Here is a 24,447-nt window from a genome sequence, read left to right as displayed (position 1 = left end):
TGGTGCGATCTCTACCGCAGTCCGCGCCGTGTCGCACGACACCGTGCGAGCCGGGTCACTTCGACGAATTCTGAAATGGGGCGAAGAGTCGACCTTCCCCCGTTACGGTGCGAGAAATGAACGCTGACCAGTTGCATGAATACGCGAACCAATTGCGTGACAATTTCTTGCGACTGCAGGATCAATCCCTGGAACTGCACCAACGCGCCCGAGCCCTGCAGGTCACCCACAGCTCGCCCGACGGCCTCGTCACCGCCATCGTGGGCGCCCGCGGTGACCTGATCCGGCTCGAGCTCGACCCCCGGGTCTCCCGCATGCGGGACAGCGGCAGGCTGGCCGGCCTCATCACCGCCACCGTGCAGCAGGCCGCGGCGATGGCCCAGGACGAGATCGTGCGGATGTTCGCGCCCCTCGTCCCGCCGGAGCAGATGCGAGCCCATCTGGACGGCGACCTCGACAGCGTGCTGGGGCACCTGGACGACCGGCTGCGCGAGATCGGGTAGCGGATGGCCGAGCACGTACGCATGGAGCGGTCTCAGGTCGAGGCCGGGCTCAAGAACTGGCAAGGCCACACCGCCGGACTCGGTGACGCTCTGCGCGACGCCACCGCCCGCATCGAACGGCTGAACGCCGCCGCCCCCTGGGGTGGCGACTCGGCCGGGCAGGAGTTCTACCGGGCGTACTCGGCCGAAGGAGGGCCCGACACGCTCATCGCCTGGGCCGGGCAGCTCGTGAGGAACCACGAGGCCACCGGCGAGGGCGTACGGCAGACCGTGGAGACCACGAGCGAGGCCGCCTCCGCGCCGAGGGGCGATCGGGTGTGAGCGTCCACGCGGGGGCGGAGCACAACCGCAGCACACCGGTCACCAGCCCGCCGGGCGGTGGCGACGACACGATCGGCAGCGGCGGCTACGCGACCGATGTCACCCCGGCCTGGGGGGAGGGCGCACCCGAGTGGGTGGACGTCCTGATCTCGCTGGTGGCGGCCGGGCAGATGTGGCCGGAGGGCAGCGAGAAGGGCCTGGCGGAGCTGGCGGTGGCCTTTGACGACCTGTCGCGGGCGGCGCTGGCCGGGCAGGACGTGAGCTCGCGGGTCACGATGCTGGACGGGTGGTCGGGCGCGTCGGCCGACGCCTTCCGCGAGCACACCGACGAGCTCGCGTCGGGGGAGTCGGGGCTGGCGGGGATGGCGCGGGCCGCTCGGGCGTATGCGCTGCAGCAGGACTCCTTCGCGCGCGCCACGCAGTACGGCAAGCTGTCCATCAACGTCGGCTACTGGATCACGGTCAGCGCGGCCGCCGTCGGGATCATGGCGAGCTTCCTCACCGCGGGCGCGACCACACCGCTGCTCGCCGCGTACGCGCAGCGGCTGCGTACCTTCCTCAACCAGGTGTTCGGCTCCCTGGAACGGGCGGCGGGGGCCGGGCGCGGGCTCACGGCCGTCGCGCCGAAGCTCGCCGCCGTCCAGACGGCCCAGTTCGGCGGGCGGCGACTCGGCCAGGGGCTGCTGGCCAGGGCGGCCACCAGCCATATGCTGCGCGAACTGCCGGAGGAGGTGGGCGAGGGCCTGCTCATGGACGGGCTCGCGCAGCAGCGGCAGATGGAGCTCGGGACGCGTAAGAGCTGGGACACCCGCATGACGGCCGCGAACGTCCTCGGCGACGCGACCGGCGCCCTGCTGGCGTCCCGGATCGCGCCCGCGGTCTCCAAGTACGTCTCCGGAGTCCCCGGCCTGCGCCACCTCGACGCCGCGGCCGGGGACGCCGGTGGGCTGGCGAACGTCCTCATGCGGTACCCCACCAAGGCCGCGAGCGCGGCCGCCACCAACGCGCTCGTCTCGGCCCCGGCCGGGATGATCTCCAACGGCGTCGTGTACGGCACCTGGCAACTCCCCACGATGGAGGGGCTGGTGGGCAGTATGGCGGCGGGCGCCGGCCGAGTGGGCACCATCAGCCCGCTCAGCACCGACGTCCTCTCCGCCCTCGCCAACCCGTCAACGGCCCTCGCTCGCGCGGAATCCACCGCCGTCGCCCAAGACCCCACCCCCTCGCCCTCGGCACCCACCACAGGCTCAGGCCAGGGCGGGAGCACTCAGAACACCGCCACCCACGGGGCCGGCGGGGTCACCCCGATGGCAAGCACCCCACCCACCCCGGTCGGTGACGCACACGGGACCGGTTCGACAGGCACCCCTCAGCGCGGCGCCCCCACCCCAACACCGGCCGGCGCCCCCACCCCAACACCGGCCGGCGCCCCCACCGCGTCGGCGCAGGCCGGAAGCGCACCGACCGGAACACCACCAAGCGCCATCTCCAGCGGCACCACCCAGGCAGGCGCGACACCACAAGGATCAGCACCGGGCACCGCGCCTGGCGGGATGGGGCAGGCGGGTGCGGCACCGCAAGGGGCGGGATCGAGCGGCCAGTCGGCGGCCGGCGGTGCGCCAGGTGGCTCGCCGGCGCAGACCGGCCCGATCGGCGCGGCTGCCGGCACCCCGGCCGCCGGGACGGGTGGGCCCGCTACCCCGGCCGCGGCGGGGGCCGCCCCGGCCGCCCCGGCCGCAGCCGGCCATATGCCGACAACTCCTGACGGCCCGGCTGCCGCGTCGAGTGGGCCCGCCACCGCGGCCACGGCGGGGGCCGCCCCGACCGCCCCGGCCGCTGCCGCCTCTGTGTCGACGGCTTCTGACGCCCCGAACGTGACAGGGCCTGGGGCGGATGTCGAGGGCGGGGAGTTGGTGCCGTCCAAAGAGGCGTTGGCTCGGGCGCTCAGTGGGCCGGGCACGCCGGCCGTGCCGAGGCTTGAGGGGATCGGGCCGGAGGTGGCGAGTGACATTGATCAGGCGTTGCGTGAGCTCGCCCATGACTACCCGGACCTGACGCGCGCCCTCGGCACCGTCAGCACCACGGACCCGCACGGGAACTTTGTCACCCAGCCGGACCTGGTGGCCTACGCGGTCATGGACGGTGGTGAGCGGGGCATCCACCTGAACCCCGTCGCCATGGCCGACCAGGTGGAGGCCGGGCGGGTGGAGGAGGCGACCGGGTGGACGGTGCCGGGCGGCGGGTCGGTGCGCGGTGTGCTGTATCACGAGGTGGGCGAGCACATCGCCGACCGCATCATCGGCGACCCCGACGCTCGCACCGCCCTGAACGCCACCGTCTCGGCCGCGCTGGGCCGCCCGTACGACGTCACAGGCGTGCACGACCAAGAGACCGTGACCGCCGTCGAGTCCCGCCTGTCCACGTATGGCGCCACCACCCCCCGCGACCTGATCGCGGAGGCGTTCACCGAGTACAGGGCCTCGGCGACCCCGCGTCCCCTGGCCAGGGCGGTCGGTGAGCTGATCGATCGGCTGCTCACCACGCAGGCACACCGGACACAGGACACCGCGCTGACAACGCGCTCCCGCGAAGAGGTCTATGCCCGCAGGCGCGGTCCCGCCGACGACCCGGAAGCGGATCCGGACCTGTGGGCGCTGCGGGCCATGGACGGGCGGATGAGCGAATCCCGCTATCGGGACGAGGACGCCGAACGCCAGGCAGGCAAGATCCTCCAGCGCATAGCCAGCACCTGGGGCCGCGACGGGACCCAGTGGCTGCTGGACACGTTCCAGGCGCGTTCCCCGTATGTGCGCGACGGCATCGTCTGGGCCGCCCGCCAGAACGGCCTGGCCGGCCCGACCGGCGAGCAGCAGTCAAGGGCACAGACATCCCGGCCCCTGGGCCAGAGCGGCCAGAGCGGCCAGCCGCAGGAGGCCGCCTACCAGGCCGAGAACCTGTACGACTCCCAGGCCGACCGGCGCCACTGGAAGGACGTCATGCGGGAGGCCGACCATCTCGCCCACCAGTACACGGCCGCCGACCGCAACCGGGACGCGGACGCGTTCCAGGACGCCATCGACGACGCGCAGGCGTTCGTCCGCCGTCACGGCCTGGCCGACGCCGACCGGACGCCTTGGTACAAGTTCAAGGGCGCGGCGGAGATGGACGATTGGATGGCCTTCCGCGAGAGGGAGGACACCAGCACCGGCATCGGCTTCATCAGCGAGATCCTGCTCTATGACTTCGACCTGGAGCCGGACGACCTGAAGGGCACCGGTGCCGCCGGTCAGAGTGGGACTAAGGGGTACGAGCCGCCGATCTCCGACCACGACGACTTCGGGAAGGTCAATGTCGAGCGCCGGGCCAAGGTGCCCCTCGCCGGACTGCGCCCGCAACGGGTGGAGGATTACGACAAGGCCGCCCAGCCGCTCAGCGAGGAGCACAAGGAGGCCATGCGGAAGGCGTACGGGGAGTTACGGAAGTTCATCGACGACCTCGGCTCCAGGGAGATCAGGTTCGGGGACCTGCTCGCGATCATCAACAAGGTCAACCCGACCGGGCACAACAGGAACTGCCCGGAGACCAGCCTGGCCATCGATGACATCCTGCGCGGCAAGCCGGCCGTGGCCGGGCCACTGAATGCCGCGCCGGTCCCGGTCATCCGCACCACGATGGGCAGGCGGGCGATCGAGAAGCACCTGCGGCTCAGCAACCTCAAGAAGGTGGAGAAGATTCTGCAGAACGAGGGGCCGGGATCACGCGGCGTGGTGATCGGCTACAGCGGCTCCGGCATCGGGCACGTGTGCAACGTCCTCAACGTCAACGGCCACATTTACTACGCGGACGGCCAGCACCAGCGGGTGTACATCGACCGGCACCCCATGGAGGGCAAGTATCGCGAGTACGACTTCTTCCAGACCCGCTGAGAAAGGACGGATCACCATCATGATCGGCAAGGAGGAGGCCGAGCAGGTCGTGCGCGCGTACATCGCGGAGGAACTGAGCGCCGTGGGGGAGGGGCTGGTCGTGCACGACGCGGTGACGGTGGAGCGGCCGTACGGGTGGTTCTTCACGATCACCACGGCGGAGTTCGTCGAGACGGGCGATCCCGGCACCACGTACGCCGGGCTGGGACCGGTCCTGGTGCGGCGGGCCGACGGCGGGCTCGTCGAGTACGACTCCATGTACACCGGCGAGGCGGCGGCCGAGGCCTACGAGGCGGGGCTGTGACGCGGCGGCGGCCCGCGATCTGCGACGCGTGCGCCAGGCTCCGGCAACGGGTTGATCCGCAGGCGGCCGGCCGGTACGTCCCCTACTGCGAGGCCTTCTCCGAAGGCGTCCCGGCGGAGATCTATGGGGGCGGCTTCGACCACCGGTACGAATACCCCGGCGACGGCGGTGTCCGGTTCGCGCTGCGGCCGACGGCCGAGGGGGCGGTGCAGGCGTTCGAGCTACGCCGCACGTGAGAGGCGAGGGCTGTCCGGGCTCGTGGTTGATGCGGTCTACATACCAGCCGTGTCCACGGGAGGGTCTTCTGTGAGGTCGAGTCGAAGAGACGTGCTCCGAACCCGCCAGCACCCGGCGCGCCTACGCCCGCCAGCGGGCCACCTTCACCGCCTGGTGCGCCGAGCGCGGCCGCCTGGCCTCGCCCTCCACCGGGCAGACGCCGGCCGAGTACACCGCCCACCTGTGCGCCGCCGAGCAGGCTCCGGCCGGCATCGAGCAGGCCCTGGCCGCCGTGCGTGTCATGCACCGTCTGTCCGGACACGCTGGCCGGCCCTCCACCGAGGCCGCCCGCCTGGCCCTAGGCACCTGCAAGCGTCAGCGAGCCGAGGCCGGTGGCCACGGCGGGCGGGAGGCACCGCCCAGCATCATCGACGCGCCGCGCCAGCGACCTGACCACGCCGACCTGACCACGCCGACCTGACCACGCCGACCTGACCACGCCGACCTGACCACGCCGACCTGACCACGCCGACCGGACGGCGTGACCGGCTGCTGGTGCTCGACCTGGCTCTGATGGGTCGCCGCAGCGAACTCGTCGCCCTCACCTGCGACGACGTGCGCGAGGTCGCAGACGGCCTGGAGTGACCGTCCGCGCCTCCAAGGCCGACAAGAACTCGGACGGCCAGACCATCGCCATCCCGGTTACTTCAAAGGCGGCGTTCGTGCTGGTGATCGCTCATCTGGAGGGGAACTGGTAGTGCGACACCACGACCTGGCCGTCGAGGACGTGCGAGTCGACGAGTCGCAGCTTGTGGCGCTGCTCCGGCGCGGCGAACAGTTGCCGGCCGCCGCCGAGCACCACCGGGTGCACGGCGATGTGGTACTCGTCGATGAGCCCCAGCTCGGTCAGCGCGGCCGCCAGCGCGGAGCCGCCGGTGAGGAGCAGGTCCCCGCCGCCCGGCCGCGCCTTGAGAGCGGCGACCTCCTCGCCCAGGTTGCCGGTGATGACGCGGCTGGTCCACTCGTCACCCCCGTACGTACGGGAGAAGACGATCTTCGGCGTGGCGCGCCAGAACGGCGCGAAAGCGGCGACGTGCGCGTCGTCCGACATCGACTCGGCGTTCGGCCAGAATCCCACCATCATCTGCCACACCGGACGTCCGAACAGTAGCGTGTCGACCCTCTTGTCCAGACTTTCGGAGTACGCGGACAGCTCGGGGCCCATCACCGGCCAGTCGAACTCCCCGTCGGGTCCGTCGATGAACCCGTCCACCGACGCGTGCACCCAATAGATGATCTTGCTCATGAGTTACCTCTCTTGTCTGTGCGGTCATAGGTATGTCGGAGCCGACCGCTGCTTATCGACATGCGGCGGCAAGCAGATCCGGCACGGCCAAGGCGACGCGGCCGGAGCCCACAGGTATCGACCCGGCAGGAGGCATGATCGGGAAATCGTGCCTCCAGCAGCTGAGCGGCTTCGATTATGCGCTCGGGCTGATCACGGCTGGAGGCAGCTTGTGATCGCGCAGCCAGGCGGAGGAGGCGGCTGCCCGGACGGCGGCGGCTCCTGGTGGACGGGTTGGAGCTGATCGCGCGAGCGCGGGTGAACGGCCGGTCGTGGGAGCGGGTCGCGGAGCTGCTCGGCGTCACGGTGGCGGTGGCTGGGCCTGGCCGGAGTCGTTCCAGGCGAAGGTCGCCGGGCACATCTCGGCACGCACGAAACGGACCGCAGAGGTAACAATGTGCGAACCATCACATTGAGCCCAACTCGTGGGTCGCGGCCGTGAGCCAGTGATATCGATGATCACACCAACGGCAGTCGAAAGGATATTCGTGCGCACACGCAAGCTGGCGACCCTCCTGGCCGGTGCCGCCCTGGCCGCCTCTACCACACTGGTGGCGGGCGCCGCTCCGGCCAGCGCGGCTGGACCCTGCGGCAGCAGCTACTCCAGGATCGGCGTCTACAGCATTGGCATCGAAAAGTACGGGTACCGCACGGGCATTCTGGAGGTGTACTACAGCTCCAGCACCGGCAAGAACTGCGCCCTGACCTACGGCGACGGCCCCTACGCCAACACCACGAGCTGGAAGGGCGTCACGATATCGAGAGGCGATGGCAGCGGGAAAGACACCGACGCCAAAGAATACAAGTACTACGCTGGCCCGGTGTACGTCTCGGCCTCTGGCCAGTGTATTGACGTAGAGGGGATCTCACCGGCATGGACGAGCGTCAAGCTCAACAACGTGCACTGCGGCTGAACCTCTTGTGACCAGACCGGGGTGCCCTCCAGAGGGAGCGTGGAGGGCACCTCCGCGAAGGTCGCTGAGCACATCCATGCCTGACTCCCGGGCATGAAGAGAGGCCCGCCGCGCTGGTACGCGATGGGCCTCTCTATCCCGGGGAGTTCGGCTGCGCGGGACAGGTCTGCCAGGGTGAAGGTCGCGTACAGGGGCTGAAAGTTCAGGGTATTACGTCGATCTCGGGTTCGTGATCAGGCCGGTGTGTGCCAGGAAGGCGTCCAGGAGGTCGGGGCGGTACTGCATCTGCTTGAGCCGGCTGCGGATGACCGCGGCGAGGTCGTCGAGCGTGCAGGGGGCCAGGTTGCCCAGGCCGCGTTTGAGGTGTGACCACACGGCCTCCACGGGGTTGAGTTCGGGCGCGTAGGTCGGTAAGTAGAACGCCGTCAGCCAGGGGCGTGCGTCGATCAAGCTGCGCATCAGGGCGTCGACGTGAGTGTTGACGTTGTCCCAGACCAGCACGATCGGCCCGCCGAGCTGCTGGTGGGCGGCGTCCAGCAGGCGGGCGTAGTCGGTCTCGGTGAACCCTTTGCGTTCGTTCTTGCGCCGCCGGTAGATCATCATGCGGTAGATAGGCGAGTGCGCTGCCCCGGCTTGAGGCAGATCAGCCCGGCCAGGTTGACGCGCCCGGAACCCTTGCCCGAGACGGTGACGATGGGGGTGTATCCGCGGCGGGACCAGGTGCGGCCCTTGGGCGGCCTCAGCGATTGCCCTGCTTCGTCGGCGAAGCAGAGCCACGCGTCCTGATCCCGCGCCGTTGTTCCGCCAGCGGCCACGTGTCCTTCACCCAGATAGCGATCGCCTCTTCATCGCGCTCGGCGGCGCGACGCTGAGGCGCCTGCGGGCTCCAGCCCAGCCGATGCAACAGGTAGGAGACCCCGCGCGGGATGTAGGAGATGTGGAACAACCTGCCGACCAGGGTGGTCACGCGCACTAAGGTCCAGCGCTGATCCTCGGTCCACCCCCAGACGGCAGGACCGGCGTCCAAGGCGGCCTCCAACCGCTCCGCCTGCGCATCGCTGAGCCGGCAACGCTGCCCACCTGGCCCTTTCGACTCCAGCGCTGCGGCCTTTGCCGTGCGCCAGGCCTTGTGCCAGACATAGGCCGACTTGCGGGAAACCCGCAGCTTATTGGCCACCTGAGGTGGCGACATGCCCGCGGCGAACAGCCCGGCAGCCTCCAAGCGGACCTGTTCACGCTTGGCTCGCGCCGCCGGGGTCAAACCACCACCATCCGGATAACGCATCCCACCGGCATACTCCCGAACCCCGTCGTGAGCACGCAACCACGCCGTACTACCTCAGCCTTTCAACCTCTGTAGCGGCGGCCACGGCCTTGTCGTCGTGCAGCGGCGAAACGCCTGCGATGTCCTGCGGTATTTCGCGGAGGCTCCCTTCCAATTTCATGTCCGCGAACGCGCGTGGCGCCAGTGATCCGTTGACTGGGTCGCTGTCATACCACCATTACTCTCGAACAGGTTCGCGGCGGAACAGTGAGAAATTCACGACTTCCGCGAGAGCTTGAGCAACGCTCGGCCGTCCGGGCGCGACCCGCGCAGGTCGTGAACTATTCACTGGCCGCCAGCGGGCAGCGGCCCGCACCGTTGCGGGTATGAGGAACAAAGCCGATCTCATCATCTACCTGGCCATCGCCTTCGGCGGGGCATGGCTGGCGGCGATCCCGCTGTGGAACCAGGGGCTCCAAAGCGCCCCACTGCCCTTGTCCCTGGCCGCACTCCAGGTGGCACCCACGCTCGGGGTGCTCGCGGTGTGGCTGGTGACGGCGCTGCACAGGGCTCCGGCCGCGCGGCAGTGGGCGCGCCTGACCGGTCTGACGTTCGGGGACAGCCCGCGCCGGACCATCAGGTACGTCGCCGCCACCTGGGCCGGCATCCCCGTGCTGATCGCGGCCGTGATCGCGGTCAGCGCGCTGCTCGGCGTCTTCCCCACCGATCTGGCCGGGCTTTCCGGTTACCGGCAGGCCTTTCCACAGGGCACGCATGCCACCGCCGCCATCGGCACCCTCACCGGGATCGTGGTGACGACGCTGTTCTCGTCAGTGACGGCGTTCGGCGAGGAGTGGGGGTGGCGCGGCTTCCTGCTGCCCCGCCTGCTTTCTCTCGGGTACGGCGGCGCCATCCTAGCCTCCGGCCTCATCTGGGGCCTGTGGCACGCGCCCCTTACCCTGCTCGGCTGGAACTACCCCGGCCTCGGTCCCTGGGCGGTGCTGCCGTTCACCGCGTTCTGCACGGTCGTCGGGGCCGTGCTCGGATGGCTGCGGCTCCGTACTGGCAGCGTCTGGCCGGCGGTGATCGGGCATGGCGTGCTGAACGCCGCCGTGCCCACCATGTACCTCGTCGTCTCAGCGGCGGGGCGGCTGCCCGATCCGCTGCTTGGCGGGGTGTTCGGGGCGGTCGGGCTGCTCGCCTTCGGGGTACTGGGGTTGGCGCTGGCCCGGGTGCGGCCCGCCGTGCATTGAGGCGCAGGCGCGTGCTCGCTTGTTGTCAGAGGCGGCGCCCGGCAGTAGGCACGAACACCACGGCGGCACTATTCGCGTCATCTCCGCACCGGACGGCCGTCCGCTGTGGGTCTCCGACGCACGACCCGCTCGCGAACACGATCTGACCCGCGCCCGGCCCCACCGCGTCATCCCGGCGCTCGCCGAGGTGCGCGGCAAGCTCCCGGCTCTGGCCGACCTGGGCTACGAAGGCAGCCGCCGACGTCGTGCGGGTCCTGGTCGAGGAGACGACGCCAGGTCGTCGGCTCACCGATGACCAGCACACCTACAACCAGCTCCTGCGCGGCGTACGCGGTGTCGGAGAACGCGTGAATGTGCTGTGATGGCTGGAGACGTCGCCCTCGGCGCGGGCTTCCTCCTTCCCTCGGCCTTCTTTGTGGCTGTGGTTCGAGTCTTCGGCGGCGCACCGCACCGTAACCGCGCATCCGCGATCTTCGCGGATGCGCGGTTCGTGTTTCCGGGCGCCGGCTCGCGCCCGCCTCCGGATCGTCGGTGCCCGTTGATAACTATCGCCTGTCACGTTGACCGACCGACGACGATGGAGCCCCCCATGGCCACGGCCACCTCTGGCGCAGCGGCCCTATGACCTGAGGCACGCGGCGGTGTTGCTGCGGCTCAACGCCGGCGTGCACGCTCCCGAGGTCGCCGAGTGGTCCGCAGGTCAGGAATACCACTCGTAGTGGACGTTGGTCTTAGTCTCGGTGTTGAAGTCGATCTCGCCGTCGAGGTAGCGGTTCCACATGGTGGAGAGCTTCGACGAGCGTACGGTGCACCCGGCCCAGCGGACTCCCTTGGGACGGATGCTGCCGACGTAGTCGTAGCAGGTCCCGACCTTCTTGCCGTTGACCCAGAGCCGGGCGTTCAGGCTGACGTCGTACAGCTTCAGGCGAGTGACGCTCTTGATCCGCACCTTGATGCGGCAGGTGTCCTCGCACTTACCGAAATAGATCTTGTAGTCGAGCAGGTGCGGACGGGCCGCCGTGCCCGATGCCGAGGCCGCCGTCGGAGTCACCGCGATGACCCCGGTCGCGACGGTGGCGGCTAAGAGCATGCCGACAAGACTCCTGGTCATGTTTCCCCCATGGCCATGAATAGCCGCTTCCCCCGTTGAAAGCGGCGCACTCCCTTCCGATTAACCATCAGGAAAGTGGAATGGTCAACATTTGTCCGCATTTGTACGGAGATTGTGATCTCGGTGGTTCGGATGCCTCTTGATCGCGAGTATGGGAAGCTTTTGTCCGATCTGTTGGTGCCGTTGGCGGGCTAAGTGAATCAGCCGTTGGTGGAGGACGATCCGCGGCGGCTGGGGCCGTACGACATCGTCGGCCGCCTTCGTGATGGCGGGCAGGCTCTCCACCGCGCCGGTGCTACCTCGTGCCGGAGCAGCTCGGCGGGTTGCCGGTGACGGAGGCGGCCGGCATCTTCTCGGGGGCGTGACCATGGGGTTCGCCGCCTCGGGCCGGATCGCGTTCGGCACGGACTCCACCACGGCGGTGATCAACCGCATCCTCGACATGGAGCCGGAGATCTCCGGGCCGGCCGGAACGCTGCTCGAACTCGTCACCGCCGCTCTGTCCAAGGACCCCGCCAAGCGGCCGAGCGTCTGCGACCTGGTCGCCAGGCTGCCCTCGCCGGCCGCGCCGCCCTCGCTGGCCGTGCTGACCTCGCTGACTTCCCCGCCCTCGCTCGTTGTGCTCACCTCGCCGGCCGTGCTGCCCCGCCGGGTGTGCTGCCCTCGCCCGCGCGTCCTCCCGCGCCCAGGCGCCGCCGTACGATGATCCTCACGGTGGCCGGCAGTGCGGCGGCGGCGCCGGCGGTCGCGGGCGGCCTATTGATCGACGGGGGTGGCCGGTCGGTGGGATCGGCCTCCGAGCAGCATGTGATGTCTCAGCCGTTCGGGCCCTCCGTCACGGCCGAGCCCACGACGCCGGCGCAGATCAAGAAGGCGGAACGCCGGACGACGACACCCCCGGCCTCCAGGCAGACGCCCCGCCCCAAGATCCCGACCTCGGCCCCCGCCCCCAAGCCGACCCGCACCGAGAAGACCGCGAGCGCCCCGGTTGGCGACGACTCAGCGGGCCCGAGCTCCGGCCCGACCTCCGGCCCGAGCTCATGCCCGAGCTCCGAAGGTCCCCCGGAACGGCCCGTGGAGACCGCCGCCGCAGCCCGCCCGACGCAGCCGGAGCCCACTCTCCACAGTCCCTTCACCTGCGTCCCCTCGATGTGCTGACCGGACCTCACAGCCGTAGGAGCCGCTGCGCGTTCGTACGGCCGATCTTGACGAGGTCGTTCTCGTTCAGCTCCAGCCCGTCGAACCAGGCGGCGGCCTCGCGCATGTCCTCGAACGGGTAGTCGGCGGAGAACAGCAGCCGGTCGGCGCCCACCTCCTGGATCGTGTTGAGCAGCGCGGGCGTGCGGAAGTTGCCGCTGGTGGTGAGGTAGAAGTTGGTCCGCAGGTAGTGGCCGAACGGGTGCCGCACGTCGAGGCCGCGGGGCGCGACGGCGAGCCGGTGGTCGGTACGCCAGATGTTGAACGGCAGCAGCTCGCCCAGATGGCCGAGGATCACGGAGATCCCGGGGTGGCGGTCGAACAGGCCGCTGCCCATGAGCCGCAGCGCGTGCGTCCCGGTCTCGACCGAGAACGCCCACGCCGAGCCGTACAGCCAGGGGTGGCCCTCGTACTGGGGGCTGATGGCCTTCAGCGGGTCGCGCGGGTGCAGGTAGACGGGCACGTCCAGCTCTTCGACGGCCGCCCAGAAGCCGGCGTAGCGCGGGTCGTCGAGGTAGACGACCGTGTGCTCGTCGCCGACCTGCGAGAACCCGTTGATCAGCGCGCCGACCAGCCCCAGCTCGGTGACCGCGCGCCGGAGCTCGGTCACGGCCGCGTCGGGGTCCTGCATGGGCAGTGCCGCGAAGGAGGCGAACCGGTCGGGCCGCCGGACGACCTGCTCGGCCGCGTGATCGTTGAGACGGCAGGCCCAGTCGACCGCCTTCTTCGCCTCGTGCAGCGACTGGATGCCCGGCGAGAGAAGGGACAGCACGGCCTTCTCGATGCGGCATTCGTCCATGATCCGCAGCCGTGCCCCATGGATGTCCAGCAGCATGTCGCGGTGCGCGGGCCAGGCACCGGCCGTGAAGTGCGTCGCGGACTGCTCGACGATGTCCGGGTCGGTGGCCCCGAAATGCTCTTCGAGGGCGATCTTGTCCACCACTGACGTCCTCCTCGATCGAGAGAAGCGGGATGGCCGGACGACAGCGTACGTGCGCGGCCCTCACCCCGCGAGCGCCGTCACGGCGGGGACGCGGGCGCCGGCTCTGCGCTCCCTGACCCCCAGCAGGAGGACCAGGCCGAGCAGCGGGCCCGCGGCGAGCGTGGCGAAGGCCCAGAAGAACGAGTGGGTCGCCTGGAACACCGCGCCGAGCACCACCGGCACGATCGTGCTGCCGAGCTGCCAGAACGCGTTCGTCGCACCGGCCGCCGACCCGGCCAGCCGGACCCCGGCGAGTTCCGGGATCAGCGCGATCATCAGCGGGCTGTACACGTACGCCGCGACCCCGAGGAACGGCGCCACCCACAGGAACCCGCTCAGGCTGTCGCGGGTGCCGAACACCAGCAGCGTCACGACGAAGGCGGCGAGCACGGCGGCGGCCGGGAGCTTGCGCCGGCCGCCGAACAGGTCGGACGCCATGCCCATGAGCGGCTTCGCGACGATGGCGGTGACGCCGAAGATCGCGACCACGGTGCCGGCCTGCACGGGGGTGAGGTGACCGCCCTTGATCATCAGGGCGTTGGACCAGGTGATGAAGCCGTAGGTGCCCCACAGCGCGCCGAACCCGGCCAGGCCGAGCAGCCACAGGTCCCGGTCGCGGGCCAGCGGGCGCAGGTCCGGCACCGCGCGGGCGACGTGCGCCGCCTTGGTGCCGCGCAGCAGGACGAGGCACAGGACCGCGACGACCATCGAGGCCGCACCGAACACGTGGTACGACGTACGCCACCCGGACGCGGCGATGAGGCTCGGGACGAGCGCGTTCGCGATCACCGTGCCCAGCGAGGTGGCGGTCATGAACACGCCCATGGCGAACCCGCGGTCCGTGGGCGGGAACCACTGGGAGACGAGCTTGACCCCGGCCGAGTAGTCGCACCCGGCGAACACCCCGACCCCGGCCTGGAACGCGATGCCCGTCGCCACGGAGTCCGTCTCGCCGAACAGGATCATGAACCCGCCGGCGAGGAACAGCGAGCAGCCGACCACCACCCGGGGGCCGAGCCAGTCGGTCAGCACGCCGCCCGCGGCGTTGGAGACGACGTAACCGACGTAGTAGCCGGTGGCGAAGACCCCGAGCCCGGCCAGCGACACGCCGAGGTGCTCGCCCACCGCCACCGAGGCCGGGCCCCAGGTGGACCGATCGACGGCGGTCATCGTGAACGCCGCCCAGGCCAGCGCCAGCACCACCCAGCGGTACGGGCGGCGGACGACGGCCGGCTCCGCGGTGAGACTCATGATGAACAAGGAATCACATGGAGTCGATGCGATTCATCGAAATCAAGCGTCCGGCAAAATTGTAGGCTTGCATTCGTAAAACTGGTAGCGGGGGCCCTTTTGCCGGGAAATGAGAACGCGGCTGTGCCGGGGAACGGGTCAGGAATACTCTGGGGGGTGGAGGCTTGGCGCCGTTCGGTGTCTCACGGGAGTGGCAGGGCCCCTCATGACGTTTTTGTTGGATAAATCCACCTTCATTGGGCGAAGGTGGGAACTGTCGGCGGCGCGTAAGGCGCTGGCCGGCACGCGGCTGCTCACCCTGACCGGCCCCGGCGGGGTCGGCAAGACCCGGCTGGCGCTCCGGCTCGCGGAGCACCTGCGCAACAAGTACCGCGACGGCGTCGAGGTGATCGAGCTCGCCACCCTGGAGACCGGCGAGCTGCTGGAGCCGACGGTGGCCGCGGCCCTGGGGCTGCGCCAGACGCACCCCGACCCCATGGGGCTGCTGGTGGAGCACCTGTCCAACCGGCGCATGCTGCTGGTCCTGGACAACTGCGAGCACCTGGACCTGCTCTGCGCGCACTTCGTGGAACGGCTGCTGCACGCCACCCCCCGCCTGCAGGTGCTGGTGACCAGCAGGCACTCGCTGGGCGTGAACGGCGAGCAGGTGCTCCCGGTCCCGCCGCTGTCCGTACCCGGGCCCGTACCCGCGCTCCACGAGGTCCAGGCCGGCCCGGAGCTCCACGAGGAGACGCGGGCCGGCCCGCCGACGCCCAGCCGCACCGTACGGGAGGCCGCCAGGCACGACTCAGTGCGCCTTTTCGTGGAGCGCGCGGCGCACGTCGTGCCGGGCTTCTCGCTGAACGCGGGCAACCTCGCCTGCGTGGTGCGGCTGGTGCGGCGGCTGGAAGGGATCCCGCTGGCCATCGAGCTGGCCGCGGCCCGGCTGCGCACCCTGCCGCTGGACAAGCTCGCGTACGAGCTGGACCGGCGCTTCGACGTGCTGGAGGCCGGCGGCCCCATGGCCCTGCCGCGGCACCAGACGCTGCGGGCGACCATCCAATGGAGCTTCCAGCTGTGCTCGCCCGAGGAGCGGCGGCTGTGGGCCCGGCTGTCGATGTTCGCCGGAGGGGTCGATCTGGACACCGCGGAGACGGTGTGCTCGGGCGAGGGCATCGATCCGGCCGACGTGCTCGACCTCCTGGCCGCACTGGTGGACAAGTCGGTGCTGTGCCGGGGCGGGCTCGGCTTCCGCATGCTGGAGAGCCTGCGCGCGTACGGCTGCGAGCAGCTGACGCCCGCCGAGCGGCAATGGCTGCGCAGGCGCTTCGTCGGCCACTACCGCGAGCTGGCGGAGACGCACCGGACCGACCAGCTGGTGCCCGACCAGCTGGACCGCTACCTGGCCCTGCGCGAGGAGCTGCCCAACATCCGCGTCGCGCTCCAGACGTGCCTGAACGAACCGGCGCTGGCGCCCCTGGGCCTGGGCACCGCGTCCGCGCTGTGGTGCTTCTGGGTGCTCGCCGGCGCGCTCACCGAGGGCCGCTACTGGATCGAACACGGCCTGGGGCTGGTGCCGGAGCCGGGCCGGACCCGGGCGACGGCGCTCTGGGTGGACAGCATGCTCGCCCTGCGCCAGGGAGACCTCGACGCGGCGCTGCCGCGGCTGGAGGAATGCCGCGAGCTCGCCGCCCGGCTGGGCTACGAGGACCTCGTGCCGTACGCCGTGCGGACCGCGGGGGTGGCCGCCTGCACCGCCGGCGACACCCGGCGCGGTCTCGCGCTGCTGCGCGAGTCGATGGGCCTGCACCGGGCCCTGAACGACATGGACGGGCTCATGTTCAACCTCTACTTCGCGGCCGCGTACGGATCGACCGAGGACCCCGGACTGGCCGCGGAGTTCGGCGAGGAACTGCTGGCCCTGAGCGAGTCCCACCACGCGCTGGTGTCACGCGCGTACGCCCAGTTCGCGCTCGGCGTGGCGCGCTGGAACCTGGGCGACTACGAGCAGGCCGAAACGCTCCTGACGGCGGCCGCGCGGTTCACCGGAGAGGTCGACGACCGCTGGTGCCTGACCCAGTGCCTGGAAGTGCTGGCCTGGATCGCCGGCGCCCGCGAGGAGCACGACAGGGCCGCCGAGCTCCTCGGAGCCGCGCACGCGTTGTGGCAGGCGGCGGGCGCCTCACCCGAGCGGCTCTGCTACCACGCCGCCTGGCACGAACGCTGCGTGCGGCAGGCCCGCCACGCCCTCGGGAAACCGGCGTTCACGTCCGCCTTCCGCCACGGGGCGAAGCTCGGCGTCGAGCGCGCCGTCACCTACGCGGTCCGGTCGCCGGAGGCCCAGGCCGAGTTGCGGCACTTGTCCTGAGCATTCATCGGGATCTCGAACCAGAAGGCCTTGCCCGCGGCGCCCCAGCAGCAGGCCAGCCGCCGGAACACCTGCAGATCGTGCGGCGTCGGCGCGTCCTGCGCGTCCTCCGACTCGACCTCGCAGCGCAGCACGCCGTCGGTGGCCCAGACGGTCAGCCGGTACGGCCCGCGCGCGTGGTCGCCCGCGTCGACGATCAGCTGGTCCACCAGCAGTTCGGCGGCCTCCGCCAGTCCGTCGAGCCCCCATGAGGCCAGCCGGGAATGGATGAGAGGCCGCGCCCGCATGTCCGATGTCAGCGACCAAGAGGCGATCAGCTCACCCGGCACCTGGCTCTCGTCGGTGCCCAGGGCCCTGGACTTGATCCAGTTCCAGGCCCGGCTCAGGACGCTGAGGTCGAGACGGTGCCCGATGCTCTGATTCATCAAGGCGTGGTCGTTCATGCGGCACTCCCACTTGCGAGTCGATGGACGGCGTCGCGGTCGCCGGCATATATGGATGGACACCGTGGCCGGTGCTGGCACATGGTTGACGATTCCTTCGTTCCTCGACGGTGTCTGTCGATGAATCAAGAGTGCGTACGGCGGCGTCGCGAGCGGCACGGGAGGGATACCCGTATGAGTACCTAGTCCGTCGACGTACGTACGCAATGCGGGGCGTCTACGTTCTGTCTACGGCCCGCATATTGCCCATAGGTAACGTTTCGCCCTGGAAATTCAATAAAGGAAGCAATGGGGGATTGCCTTGTCCGATGAATCCGGGCCGGCGCCGTTCACCGCGATTCGCGGCGACGAGCGGCACCACGTTTACGCCGACCTCGCCGCGAAGGGGCCCGTGCACCCGATCACGACGCCGGCCGGCATGACGGCGTGGCTGGTGACCGGCTACGCCGAGACCAGGGCGCTGCTGTCCGACCCGCGGCTGGTCAAGGGCGGCTGGACGTCGGGGTCGTACGCGCACCAACTGCCCCAGGACGTGGCGCGCGGCATCCACACGACCATGCTCAACAGCGACCCGCCGGATCACCCGCGGCTGCGCAGGCTGGTGACCTCGACGTTCACCCGCCGCAGGGTCGAGAAGCTCATCCCGCGGATCCAGCAGATCACCGACGACCTGCTGGCCGAGGCCGACGGACGGGGGACCGTCGATCTCATCTCCGCGCTGGCCTACCCGCTGGCGATCGGCGTGATCTGCGAGCTGATCGGCATCCCGGAGGCGGAGCGGGCCGACTTCCGGGAGTGGACCCTGCCGGCCGTTTCCCCCGGCATCCACAGCTACGAGGAATTCCACGAGGCGGTCGCCTCGCTGCTCGCCTACAGCCGCGAACTGATCGGGAAGAAACGCCGCGACCCGCAGGACGACCTGCTCTCCGACCTGATCGCGGCCCGCGACGACGGCGAGGGGCTCAGCCAGGACGAGCTGACGTCGATGATCTTCCTGCTGGTGATCGCCGGCCACGAGACGACGGTGAACCTCATCGGCAACGGCATGCGCGCCCTGCTCACCCACCCCGACCAGCTCGCCCTGCTCCGCAAGCGCCCCGAGCTGCTCGACCCGGCGATCGAGGAGCTCCTGCGCCATGACGGGCCCGTGCAGAGCACCCTGTCGTACCGCACCGTGGAGCCCGTCGAGGCCGGCGGCGTGACGCTCCCGGCAGGCTCGGTCGTGTACTTCGCCCTGGTCGCCGCCAACCGCGACCCGCGGACGTTCCCCCAGGGCGCCTCGCTGGACATCACCCGGGAGGCCCCGACGCACGTCGCCTTCGGGCACGGCATCCACTACTGCGTCGGCGCGCCGCTCGCCCGGGTCGAGGCCCGCATCGCGTTCCGCACGCTGCTCGACCGCTTCCCCGATCTCCGCCTGGCGGCGCCCGCGGAGAGCCTGACCAGGACGCCGTCGCTGATCATGAACGGCCTGTCCGCCCTCCCCGTGCACCTGCGGCTCCCGGCGGCCGCCTGATCCAGCGAGGTGATCGTGGGCAAGGCGCTGCGGGGCCGCCGCGACGACGTCGTGCTCGCTGCTCGCCCGCCGGCTGAGCCCCTCGAGCCCGCGAGCCCGCTTCGGTCGTCAGCCCAGGTCCAGCTCGGAGCCGCCGAACCTGTCCCGCAGGAACCGGCCCTGATCGCGCAGCGCCTGCTCGTCCCCCCGATGGATGGCCTCGGCCACCTTGCGCAGCTGGGCGTCGAGCAGGGCGAGCTGGGCGAGCAGCTCCTCGTGCGCGCTGCGCTCCCGCCCGCCGCGGCGGGTGAGGACGTAACCGCGCGGCAGGTTCGCGTACGCCTCCAGGCTGGCGGGCAGATATCGGCGGATCGTCTGCGACACCACGTGCAGCTGGTCGGGGGAGGAGGTAAGCTGCTCGGCGCGCTCCAGCACACCCCTCAGGACCTCGGCCAGCGCGTCCACGGCCGCGTGCACGTCACCGGGGAAGCGCCCGCCGATCCGCCGCAGCAGCTCGTCCAGGTCGGCCCTGAGCGCCCGCGTCTCCACCTCGGCGTGCGAGATCCTCAGCCGGACCCGGTCCGGCGGGGCGAGCAGCGCCCCCACCCCGTACAGCGCCACCACGACCACGGGCCAGAACGCGCCCGCCAGGCCCAGGAAGTGGGCCACCAGGCCGAGCAGCGCCAGGCAGGAGCCGGCGATGTTCCGGTTCGAGCCCAGGTAGCGCAGGACGCGCTCACTGATAGCCACGGATCTCCTTGAACGCGCTGCTCAGCGACGTCCTGCGGGCGTCGAACACGGCGCCGCCGGTCAGCTCGGCGACCTTGCGCATCTCCTCGGCGTCGCTCTCGCCGAACAGCACCACGAACGCCGGCGCCCGCCGGTCCTGCGGCAGCGCCCGGTAACGGGCCTCGAAGGCGGCGTAGTCGGAGCCGTCGGTGTTGTCGCCGTCGGTCATGAGCACGATCGAGGTGTAGTGGCCGGGCGTCACCGGACGGTCGTAGGCGGCGGCCAGGCTGTCGTAGATCGCGGTGCCGCCGCCCGCGGACAGCCCTTCCGCGAACGCCTTGATCTGGGCGAGCACCGGCTCCGGGTCGCGTTCGGGCACGGTGAACGGCACCGGCCGCATCGGCGTGCCGCTGAACGGGATCATCGTGACGGCCTCGCGGTTGCTGAAGCGCGAGAACGCGCCGGAGGCGGAGGTGTCGGCGCCGGCCAGGGCGACCAGCGCCTGCCGGAGCGCGTCGATCCGCTCGCCCGCCATCGAGCCGGAGACGTCCAGCACGAACCGCGTCTCCGCCGGGACCCGCACGTGGTTGAGGTAGGTGGCGATCAGCTCGTCGGCGGTGCCGCGCCGGTTGGGGAACGGCAGCTCGATCAGCTGCCTCCCGCCGAAGCGCGGGTCCGGGGTCACGCCCGGCGTGACCGGCCGGCGGTGGGTGCCGGTCATGATGTCCTTCTGTACGGCGGGACTGCGCAGCCAGGCGGTGAGCTTGCCGTACAGGGCCTTCTTGGGCTCGGGGGCCGAGGCGAGCAGCGTGAGCGGGTAGTCGGCGGTGACCACGCCGTCGGACGGGTAGACGAGCGCGAGCGGCTCGCGCATCCCCAGCAGGACCGACTCGTAGTTGACCATGCCGTCCACGCGCGGGTCGCGGGCGTAGGCGTCGGCCAGCCACCCCGACGAGCCGGCCGTCAGGCGCTGCGCCGAGAAGAACTCCTTCAGCCGGGGCGTCACCGACGCGACCTGCTCGGCGCTGAGCGCGCCGTCCGCGTCCGACAGCGCCGCGGCCACCCCGACCAGGGCGGAGAAGCCGGAGTTGGAGGAGGCGGGGTTGGTCATGGCGAAGCCGAACCTGCCCTCCTTGGCCGCCCGCGCGATGTCGGTCCAGGTGACCTGCTTGCCGTCCCAGCCGAGCTCGCGGGCCTTGGCGGGCTTCAGCCCCAGCACGACGGGGGAGATCATGATCTTGGACTGGGTGGACAGCCTGGCCCGCGCGCCGTCGATCAGGGACAGATAGCGGTTGGAGGAGAACCAGACCGCGTCCAGGCGGCCGTCCGCGCTGCCGCTCGCGACCTGCTCGGCGCCGTCGAGCGTGCCGGTGTAGGTGAGCCGCACCTTGACGCCGGCCTCCGCCTCGGCCCGCCGCAGCAGCGGCTCGAGGTCCTTGATCTCGCTGCCGGCCAGCACCCGGAGCACGTCGGGCGCGTCGGCGGGCTCCTCGCCCCCGCCGCAGCCCGCCAGCAGGGCGGCGAGCAGGACCAGGGGCAGGGCTCGCCTCATCGCTCGCCCTCCCGGGCCCGCTCGAGGTACGCCTTGGCGTGCCCCAGCTCGGCGGACAGGCTGTCGACGGTGGCCGCCATGTTGTCCACGGCCTTCGCCCGGAACGCGTCGATCGTGTCCATCGTGGCGTAGACGTTGTCGAACGCCTGCCGTAGCGTGTCCAGGTCCACGGTCGTCGAGGCCGCCTGGTTCTGGATCGCGCCGGCCTGGGTGCGCAGCATCTCGCTGGTGGCCAGGATCAGGTCACCGGTCGTGGCGTTCAGCGCGGTGATCTGGTCGAGCACCAGCTTCTGGTTGGCCAGCGCCTGCGCGACCGTGACCGCCGTGCGCAGCGCCGCGACCGTGGTCGTGGTGGCGCGGTCGACGCCCTTGCTCAGCTCCAGGTTGTTCTTGCGTACGAGGTCGAGCGCCAGGTAGCCCTGGGCCGACACGGCGAGCTGGGTGAGCAGGTCCTGGTGGCGCTGGCGCACGGTGAACAGGGCGTCGGAGCGCAGCGCGGTGGCCCGCTCCTCGCCGGCCAGCGCGATGCGCTCCTCAAGGGCGGCGTCCATGGCCTGGGCCAGGACCGCGTACTCCTGCAGCCGGGTCATCGTCTCCCACAGGTTCGCCTTCTCGCCCTCGATGGCGGCGTTGTCGCGCAGCAGCTCGTCCTGGCCGGACTTCAGCGCGCGGATGATGTCGTCGATGTGCTTCTGCGCGGAGTGGTACTTGGCGAAGTAGTCGCGCAGCCGGTCGCCGAACGGGATGAGCCCCAGGAGCTTGCGCGTCCCGCTCGCCGCCTGCTTCGGATCCAGGTCCACGACGGTGCGGCGCAGCGCCACCAGCTCCTTGGCCACCCTGGCCTGGGCGTCGGCGCCCTCGCCCCGGGCCGCGTCCAGGGCGGCGACCGGCCGCTTGAGCATGCGGTTGGCCACCTGGGAGGCGGACTTGATCTCCGTGTCGCCCATCGAGGAGATGTCGTGCACCTTGCGGGAGAACTCGGGGGAGCGGTGGTCGAGCCCGCTCAGCTCGCCGGCGAAGTCGCGGGCCTTGGCGGCCAGCTCGGCGGCGCGCTCGCCGGCGATCGGCAGCATGGTGGCCGCCGTCTCGGCCGGGACCGGGGCGACCGGCTCGGGCGGCGTGAGCACCAGATCGGACACGTGCGGGATCTCCTTGCTAGGGCCGGGCGGAGTCGATGGTGGTGATGAGCTGGTCCAGCCGCTCGTACGTGGGCGGCTCGACGACGTCCACCAGCTCGGCCGCCGCCGGCGCCCCGGTCCTGGCGACCAGGCCGGCGAACGCCCGAGGGTCGGTGGTACGGAAGCCGTACGCGGCCGCCAGGGCCTGCAGCTCGGCGTCCTTCGTGAGCAGCCGGCCCACCCGGTCGCCCGGCGGGCTCAGCGGGACCAGCGTGTGCTTGCTGAGCACGGTCGGCGACGGGTAGACCAGCCGCATCTCGGGCTTGATCGCGCCGTCGCCGGCGAAGACGTGCGCCAGGTACTGCGCCTCGTAGACGACCAGCAGCGGCGTCTTGCCCGCGCCCAGCGCGAGGTAGTCGTCGAACGACGCCTCGCTGGTGGACTCGGCGAAGCCCTGGTCGAGGACGGCGGGCGCGATTATCGGGGCGATCTTGGCGATCTGGGCGTCGGAGGTGGGCACGTCCTCGCCGTTGGCGACATAGCCGATGGCCGACAGGTACATGGCGGCGGAGTTGGAGGTACGGATGTCGGTGGTGGTGAGGAGCACCCGCTTACGAGCCGGGTAAGCCGAATTGCCGGGAAGCTGATCCCAGCGAGTGCCTTTGGCTATTAAATCGAGATATTTCCTAATATCGAGGATTTGGTAGCCTTTGCCGGAATTGCGGACCACGTCCGCCCCCGCCAGCAGCTTCGCGACCGGCTCGAACGTGGCCACCGCCATCGGCGAGTAGAACGGCGAATACGTGGTGACCGCCTTGCGGTCGCGCTTGATCCGCTCGGCGGCCGGAACGCTGGAGGGGAAGGCGAAGGCGTAGCGGCTCAGGTCCACGTCGGTGACGATCTGCCGCGACCCCGCGGTGTCCACCTCGACCCGCAGCCCGTGCTTGGCGAAGGCCGCCTTGACTCGGGGGTCGTCGAAGAACGGCTTCTTCTCCGACCCGATGACCCCCCGCACGACGAGCGCCTCCGGGGCCTTCTCCCCCCGGTTCCCCAAGAGGATCGCCACGCCCGCCACCCCGGCCAGGACCGCCGCCAGAATGACACCGATCCAGCGCTTCATCGCATCCTGTTTCCTGAAATAACCCCCATGGCTGGAATTATGGGATGGCGATTGCCGGATCCGCGCCTGCGGAAAGGCGACCTTACTGCAGAATTCACCCCCCGTTCACGGTCGGGGCGCCGGGTCCGCCGCGCCGGAGGCCTGCTCGGGCTGAGCGGGAAGGGGGCGGGGCGCGGCGCGCTGGGTGAGGGCGATGGCGGCGAGGATGACGACGGCGCCGACCGGCTGGTTCCAGCTGAGCCCCTCACCCAGGATGGCGATCCCGGAGATCGCGGCGAAGACCGGCAGCAGGTAGGTGACCGTGGAGGTCGTGGTCACCCCGGCGCGCACCTGCACCCAGTAGAGCAGCAGGTACGCCAGCCCGGTGCCGAGCCCGCCGAGCCCGGCCAGGCTCCACCAGACCGCGGCGGGCGCGTGCTGGTCCACCAGCGGCACCCCGGCCAGCAGCGTGATCACGGCCAGCTGCACCGCGCCGCTGAGCAGCTGCCCGGCGGCCAGCACGACCGGCGGCTCGGGGCGCCGGCCGGTGATGAAGCGGCCCATGTAGGCGCCGCCGATCCCGTAGCAGGCCGCGGCGCCGAAGCAGGCCAGGCTGCCGCCGAGCTGCCCGCCGCCCATCGGCTGCCAGATCCCGAGCACGACCATGACGCCCGCGAAGCCGAGGCCGAGGCCCGCCACCCGGCCGGCGGTCGCCTTCTCGGTGCGCAGCAGCAGGGTGAAGGCGAGCGTGCAGAGCGGGGTGGTGGCGTTCCAGATGGCGGCGACCACGGAGGAGACGTACTGCTCGCCGTACGCGAAAAGGGTGAACGGCAGCGTGGTGAGCACGATCGAGGCGATCTGGAAGTGGCCCCACAGGCGCGGGTCGCGCGGCAGTCGCCTGCCGCCGAGCAGCACGGCCAGCAGGAGCACCAGCGCCCCGATGACCATCCGGCCGAAGGAGACCTGGAGCGGATGGAGGGACTCCACCGCGACCTTGATGAAGAAGAAGCTGTTGCCCCAGATGGCGGCGAGCAGCAGGAAACCGGGCAACCAAGGTTTGAGCACGGATGGAGCGTA

At 70.7% G+C, this 24,447-nt stretch carries 25 protein-coding genes; 11 read left to right on the top strand and 14 right to left on the bottom strand.

What is annotated here, in order from left to right:
- The first annotated feature begins 116 nt into the window (after positions 1–116).
- Genes ACFKCF_RS19185 through ACFKCF_RS19165 form a run of 5 tightly spaced genes read left to right on the top strand, consistent with a single transcriptional unit; the run spans position 117 to position 5,290 of the window.
- On the top strand, positions 117–503 hold the full coding sequence (locus ACFKCF_RS19185) for a YbaB/EbfC family nucleoid-associated protein (RefSeq protein WP_394495284.1): 387 nt from the start codon (positions 117–119) through the stop codon (positions 501–503).
- Positions 504–506: 3 nt separating this feature from the next.
- Entirely contained in the window at positions 507–824 is a 318-nt protein-coding gene (locus ACFKCF_RS19180; RefSeq protein WP_394495282.1) for a hypothetical protein, read from the top strand.
- Positions 821–4,750, top strand: coding sequence for a toxin glutamine deamidase domain-containing protein (locus ACFKCF_RS19175; RefSeq protein WP_394495280.1), 3,930 nt, complete (start codon positions 821–823; stop codon positions 4,748–4,750). The genes ACFKCF_RS19180 and ACFKCF_RS19175 overlap by 4 nt, the downstream gene beginning before the upstream one ends.
- Positions 4,751–4,769: 19 nt before the next feature.
- Positions 4,770–5,054 (top strand): YrhB domain-containing protein, encoded by a 285-nt coding sequence (locus ACFKCF_RS19170; RefSeq protein ID WP_394495278.1) that lies wholly within the window; start codon positions 4,770–4,772, stop codon positions 5,052–5,054.
- The gene (locus ACFKCF_RS19165; protein ID WP_394495276.1) at positions 5,051–5,290 is read left to right on the top strand and encodes a hypothetical protein; all 240 of its coding nucleotides are present in this window, start codon (positions 5,051–5,053) and stop codon (positions 5,288–5,290) included. Before ACFKCF_RS19170 ends, ACFKCF_RS19165 begins: the two co-directional genes overlap by 4 nt.
- Positions 5,291–5,411: 121 nt before the next feature.
- Here ACFKCF_RS19165 and ACFKCF_RS19160 read toward each other — a convergent pair whose 3' ends face one another.
- Positions 5,412–5,573: a hypothetical protein gene (locus ACFKCF_RS19160; protein WP_394495274.1), complete on the bottom strand. Its 162-nt coding sequence runs from the start codon at positions 5,571–5,573 to the stop codon at positions 5,412–5,414.
- 433 nt (positions 5,574–6,006) lie between these two features.
- The gene (locus ACFKCF_RS19155) at positions 6,007–6,576 is read right to left on the bottom strand and encodes a dihydrofolate reductase family protein (RefSeq protein ID WP_394495273.1); all 570 of its coding nucleotides are present in this window, start codon (positions 6,574–6,576) and stop codon (positions 6,007–6,009) included.
- Positions 6,577–7,103: 527 nt separating this feature from the next.
- On the opposite strand from ACFKCF_RS19155, the gene ACFKCF_RS19150 reads away from it, so the two are divergent.
- On the top strand, positions 7,104–7,529 hold the full coding sequence (locus ACFKCF_RS19150) for a spore-associated protein A (protein ID WP_394495271.1): 426 nt from the start codon (positions 7,104–7,106) through the stop codon (positions 7,527–7,529).
- A 210-nt stretch (positions 7,530–7,739) separates the two neighbouring features.
- On the opposite strand, the gene ACFKCF_RS19145 is transcribed toward ACFKCF_RS19150, so the two are convergent.
- Entirely contained in the window at positions 7,740–8,132 is a 393-nt protein-coding gene (locus tag ACFKCF_RS19145) for a transposase (protein ID WP_394495269.1), read from the bottom strand.
- Positions 8,133–8,268: 136 nt separating this feature from the next.
- A complete protein-coding gene (locus ACFKCF_RS19140) occupies positions 8,269–8,814 on the bottom strand; it encodes a transposase (RefSeq protein ID WP_394495267.1) in 546 nt (181 codons plus the stop codon).
- 365 nt (positions 8,815–9,179) lie between these two features.
- On the opposite strand from ACFKCF_RS19140, the gene ACFKCF_RS19135 reads away from it, so the two are divergent.
- Together ACFKCF_RS19135 and ACFKCF_RS19130 are read left to right on the top strand one after the other, a co-directional pair.
- Entirely contained in the window at positions 9,180–10,046 is an 867-nt protein-coding gene (locus tag ACFKCF_RS19135) for a CPBP family intramembrane glutamic endopeptidase (RefSeq protein WP_394495265.1), read from the top strand.
- Positions 9,961–10,341, top strand: a complete 381-nt coding sequence (locus tag ACFKCF_RS19130) for a transposase family protein (protein ID WP_394495263.1) — start codon at positions 9,961–9,963, stop codon at positions 10,339–10,341. Before ACFKCF_RS19135 ends, ACFKCF_RS19130 begins: the two co-directional genes overlap by 86 nt.
- Positions 10,342–10,746: 405 nt before the next feature.
- Here the strand turns inward: ACFKCF_RS19130 and ACFKCF_RS19125 are convergent, their stop codons facing one another.
- Positions 10,747–11,157 (bottom strand): hypothetical protein, encoded by a 411-nt coding sequence (locus ACFKCF_RS19125; RefSeq protein ID WP_394495262.1) that lies wholly within the window; start codon positions 11,155–11,157, stop codon positions 10,747–10,749.
- 361 nt (positions 11,158–11,518) lie between these two features.
- Here ACFKCF_RS19125 and ACFKCF_RS19120 point away from each other — a divergent pair, with 361 nt between their 5' ends.
- Positions 11,519–11,863 (top strand): hypothetical protein, encoded by a 345-nt coding sequence (locus ACFKCF_RS19120; RefSeq protein WP_394495261.1) that lies wholly within the window; start codon positions 11,519–11,521, stop codon positions 11,861–11,863.
- Positions 11,864–11,972: 109 nt separating this feature from the next.
- Here the strand turns inward: ACFKCF_RS19120 and ACFKCF_RS19115 are convergent, their stop codons facing one another.
- Genes ACFKCF_RS19115 through ACFKCF_RS19105 form a run of 3 tightly spaced genes read right to left on the bottom strand, consistent with a single transcriptional unit; the run spans position 11,973 to position 14,587 of the window.
- Positions 11,973–12,293: a hypothetical protein gene (locus tag ACFKCF_RS19115; RefSeq protein ID WP_394495259.1), complete on the bottom strand. Its 321-nt coding sequence runs from the start codon at positions 12,291–12,293 to the stop codon at positions 11,973–11,975.
- 29 nt (positions 12,294–12,322) lie between these two features.
- A complete protein-coding gene (locus ACFKCF_RS19110; protein ID WP_394495258.1) occupies positions 12,323–13,297 on the bottom strand; it encodes an amidohydrolase family protein in 975 nt (324 codons plus the stop codon).
- Positions 13,298–13,357: 60 nt separating this feature from the next.
- Positions 13,358–14,587 (bottom strand): MFS transporter, encoded by a 1,230-nt coding sequence (locus ACFKCF_RS19105; RefSeq protein ID WP_394495256.1) that lies wholly within the window; start codon positions 14,585–14,587, stop codon positions 13,358–13,360.
- A gap of 205 nt (positions 14,588–14,792) precedes the next feature.
- Here ACFKCF_RS19105 and ACFKCF_RS19100 point away from each other — a divergent pair, with 205 nt between their 5' ends.
- A complete protein-coding gene (locus tag ACFKCF_RS19100; protein ID WP_394495255.1) occupies positions 14,793–16,934 on the top strand; it encodes an ATP-binding protein in 2,142 nt (713 codons plus the stop codon).
- On the opposite strand, the gene ACFKCF_RS19095 is transcribed toward ACFKCF_RS19100, so the two are convergent.
- Complete coding sequence (locus ACFKCF_RS19095) at positions 16,883–17,377, bottom strand: hypothetical protein (protein WP_394495254.1); 495 nt, start codon at positions 17,375–17,377, stop codon at positions 16,883–16,885. The two genes, ACFKCF_RS19100 and ACFKCF_RS19095, sit on opposite strands and share 52 nt — an antisense overlap.
- 301 nt (positions 17,378–17,678) lie before the next feature.
- Between ACFKCF_RS19095 and ACFKCF_RS19090 the strand changes: the two genes are divergently transcribed.
- The gene (locus ACFKCF_RS19090) at positions 17,679–18,893 is read left to right on the top strand and encodes a cytochrome P450 (RefSeq protein WP_394495252.1); all 1,215 of its coding nucleotides are present in this window, start codon (positions 17,679–17,681) and stop codon (positions 18,891–18,893) included.
- Positions 18,894–19,001: 108 nt separating this feature from the next.
- On the opposite strand, the gene ACFKCF_RS19085 is transcribed toward ACFKCF_RS19090, so the two are convergent.
- The 5 genes from ACFKCF_RS19085 to ACFKCF_RS19065 form a co-directional block, all read right to left on the bottom strand.
- Positions 19,002–19,622 (bottom strand): hypothetical protein, encoded by a 621-nt coding sequence (locus tag ACFKCF_RS19085; protein WP_394495251.1) that lies wholly within the window; start codon positions 19,620–19,622, stop codon positions 19,002–19,004.
- Positions 19,609–21,153: a substrate-binding domain-containing protein gene (locus ACFKCF_RS19080; protein WP_394495249.1), complete on the bottom strand. Its 1,545-nt coding sequence runs from the start codon at positions 21,151–21,153 to the stop codon at positions 19,609–19,611. Before ACFKCF_RS19080 ends, ACFKCF_RS19085 begins: the two co-directional genes overlap by 14 nt.
- Positions 21,150–22,292, bottom strand: coding sequence for a toxic anion resistance protein (locus ACFKCF_RS19075; protein WP_394495247.1), 1,143 nt, complete (start codon positions 22,290–22,292; stop codon positions 21,150–21,152). Before ACFKCF_RS19075 ends, ACFKCF_RS19080 begins: the two co-directional genes overlap by 4 nt.
- A 16-nt stretch (positions 22,293–22,308) precedes the next feature.
- Complete coding sequence (locus ACFKCF_RS19070; RefSeq protein WP_394495246.1) at positions 22,309–23,391, bottom strand: hypothetical protein; 1,083 nt, start codon at positions 23,389–23,391, stop codon at positions 22,309–22,311.
- A gap of 105 nt (positions 23,392–23,496) precedes the next feature.
- Positions 23,497–24,435, bottom strand: a complete 939-nt coding sequence (locus ACFKCF_RS19065; protein ID WP_394495245.1) for a DMT family transporter — start codon at positions 24,433–24,435, stop codon at positions 23,497–23,499.
- Positions 24,436–24,447: the final 12 nt, after the last annotated feature.

It is taken from the genome of Nonomuraea sp. JJY05, assembly GCF_043496855.1.
Lineage (GTDB): Bacteria > Actinomycetota > Actinomycetes > Streptosporangiales > Streptosporangiaceae > Nonomuraea.
This window is presented reverse-complemented; position numbering and strand designations above follow the sequence as displayed.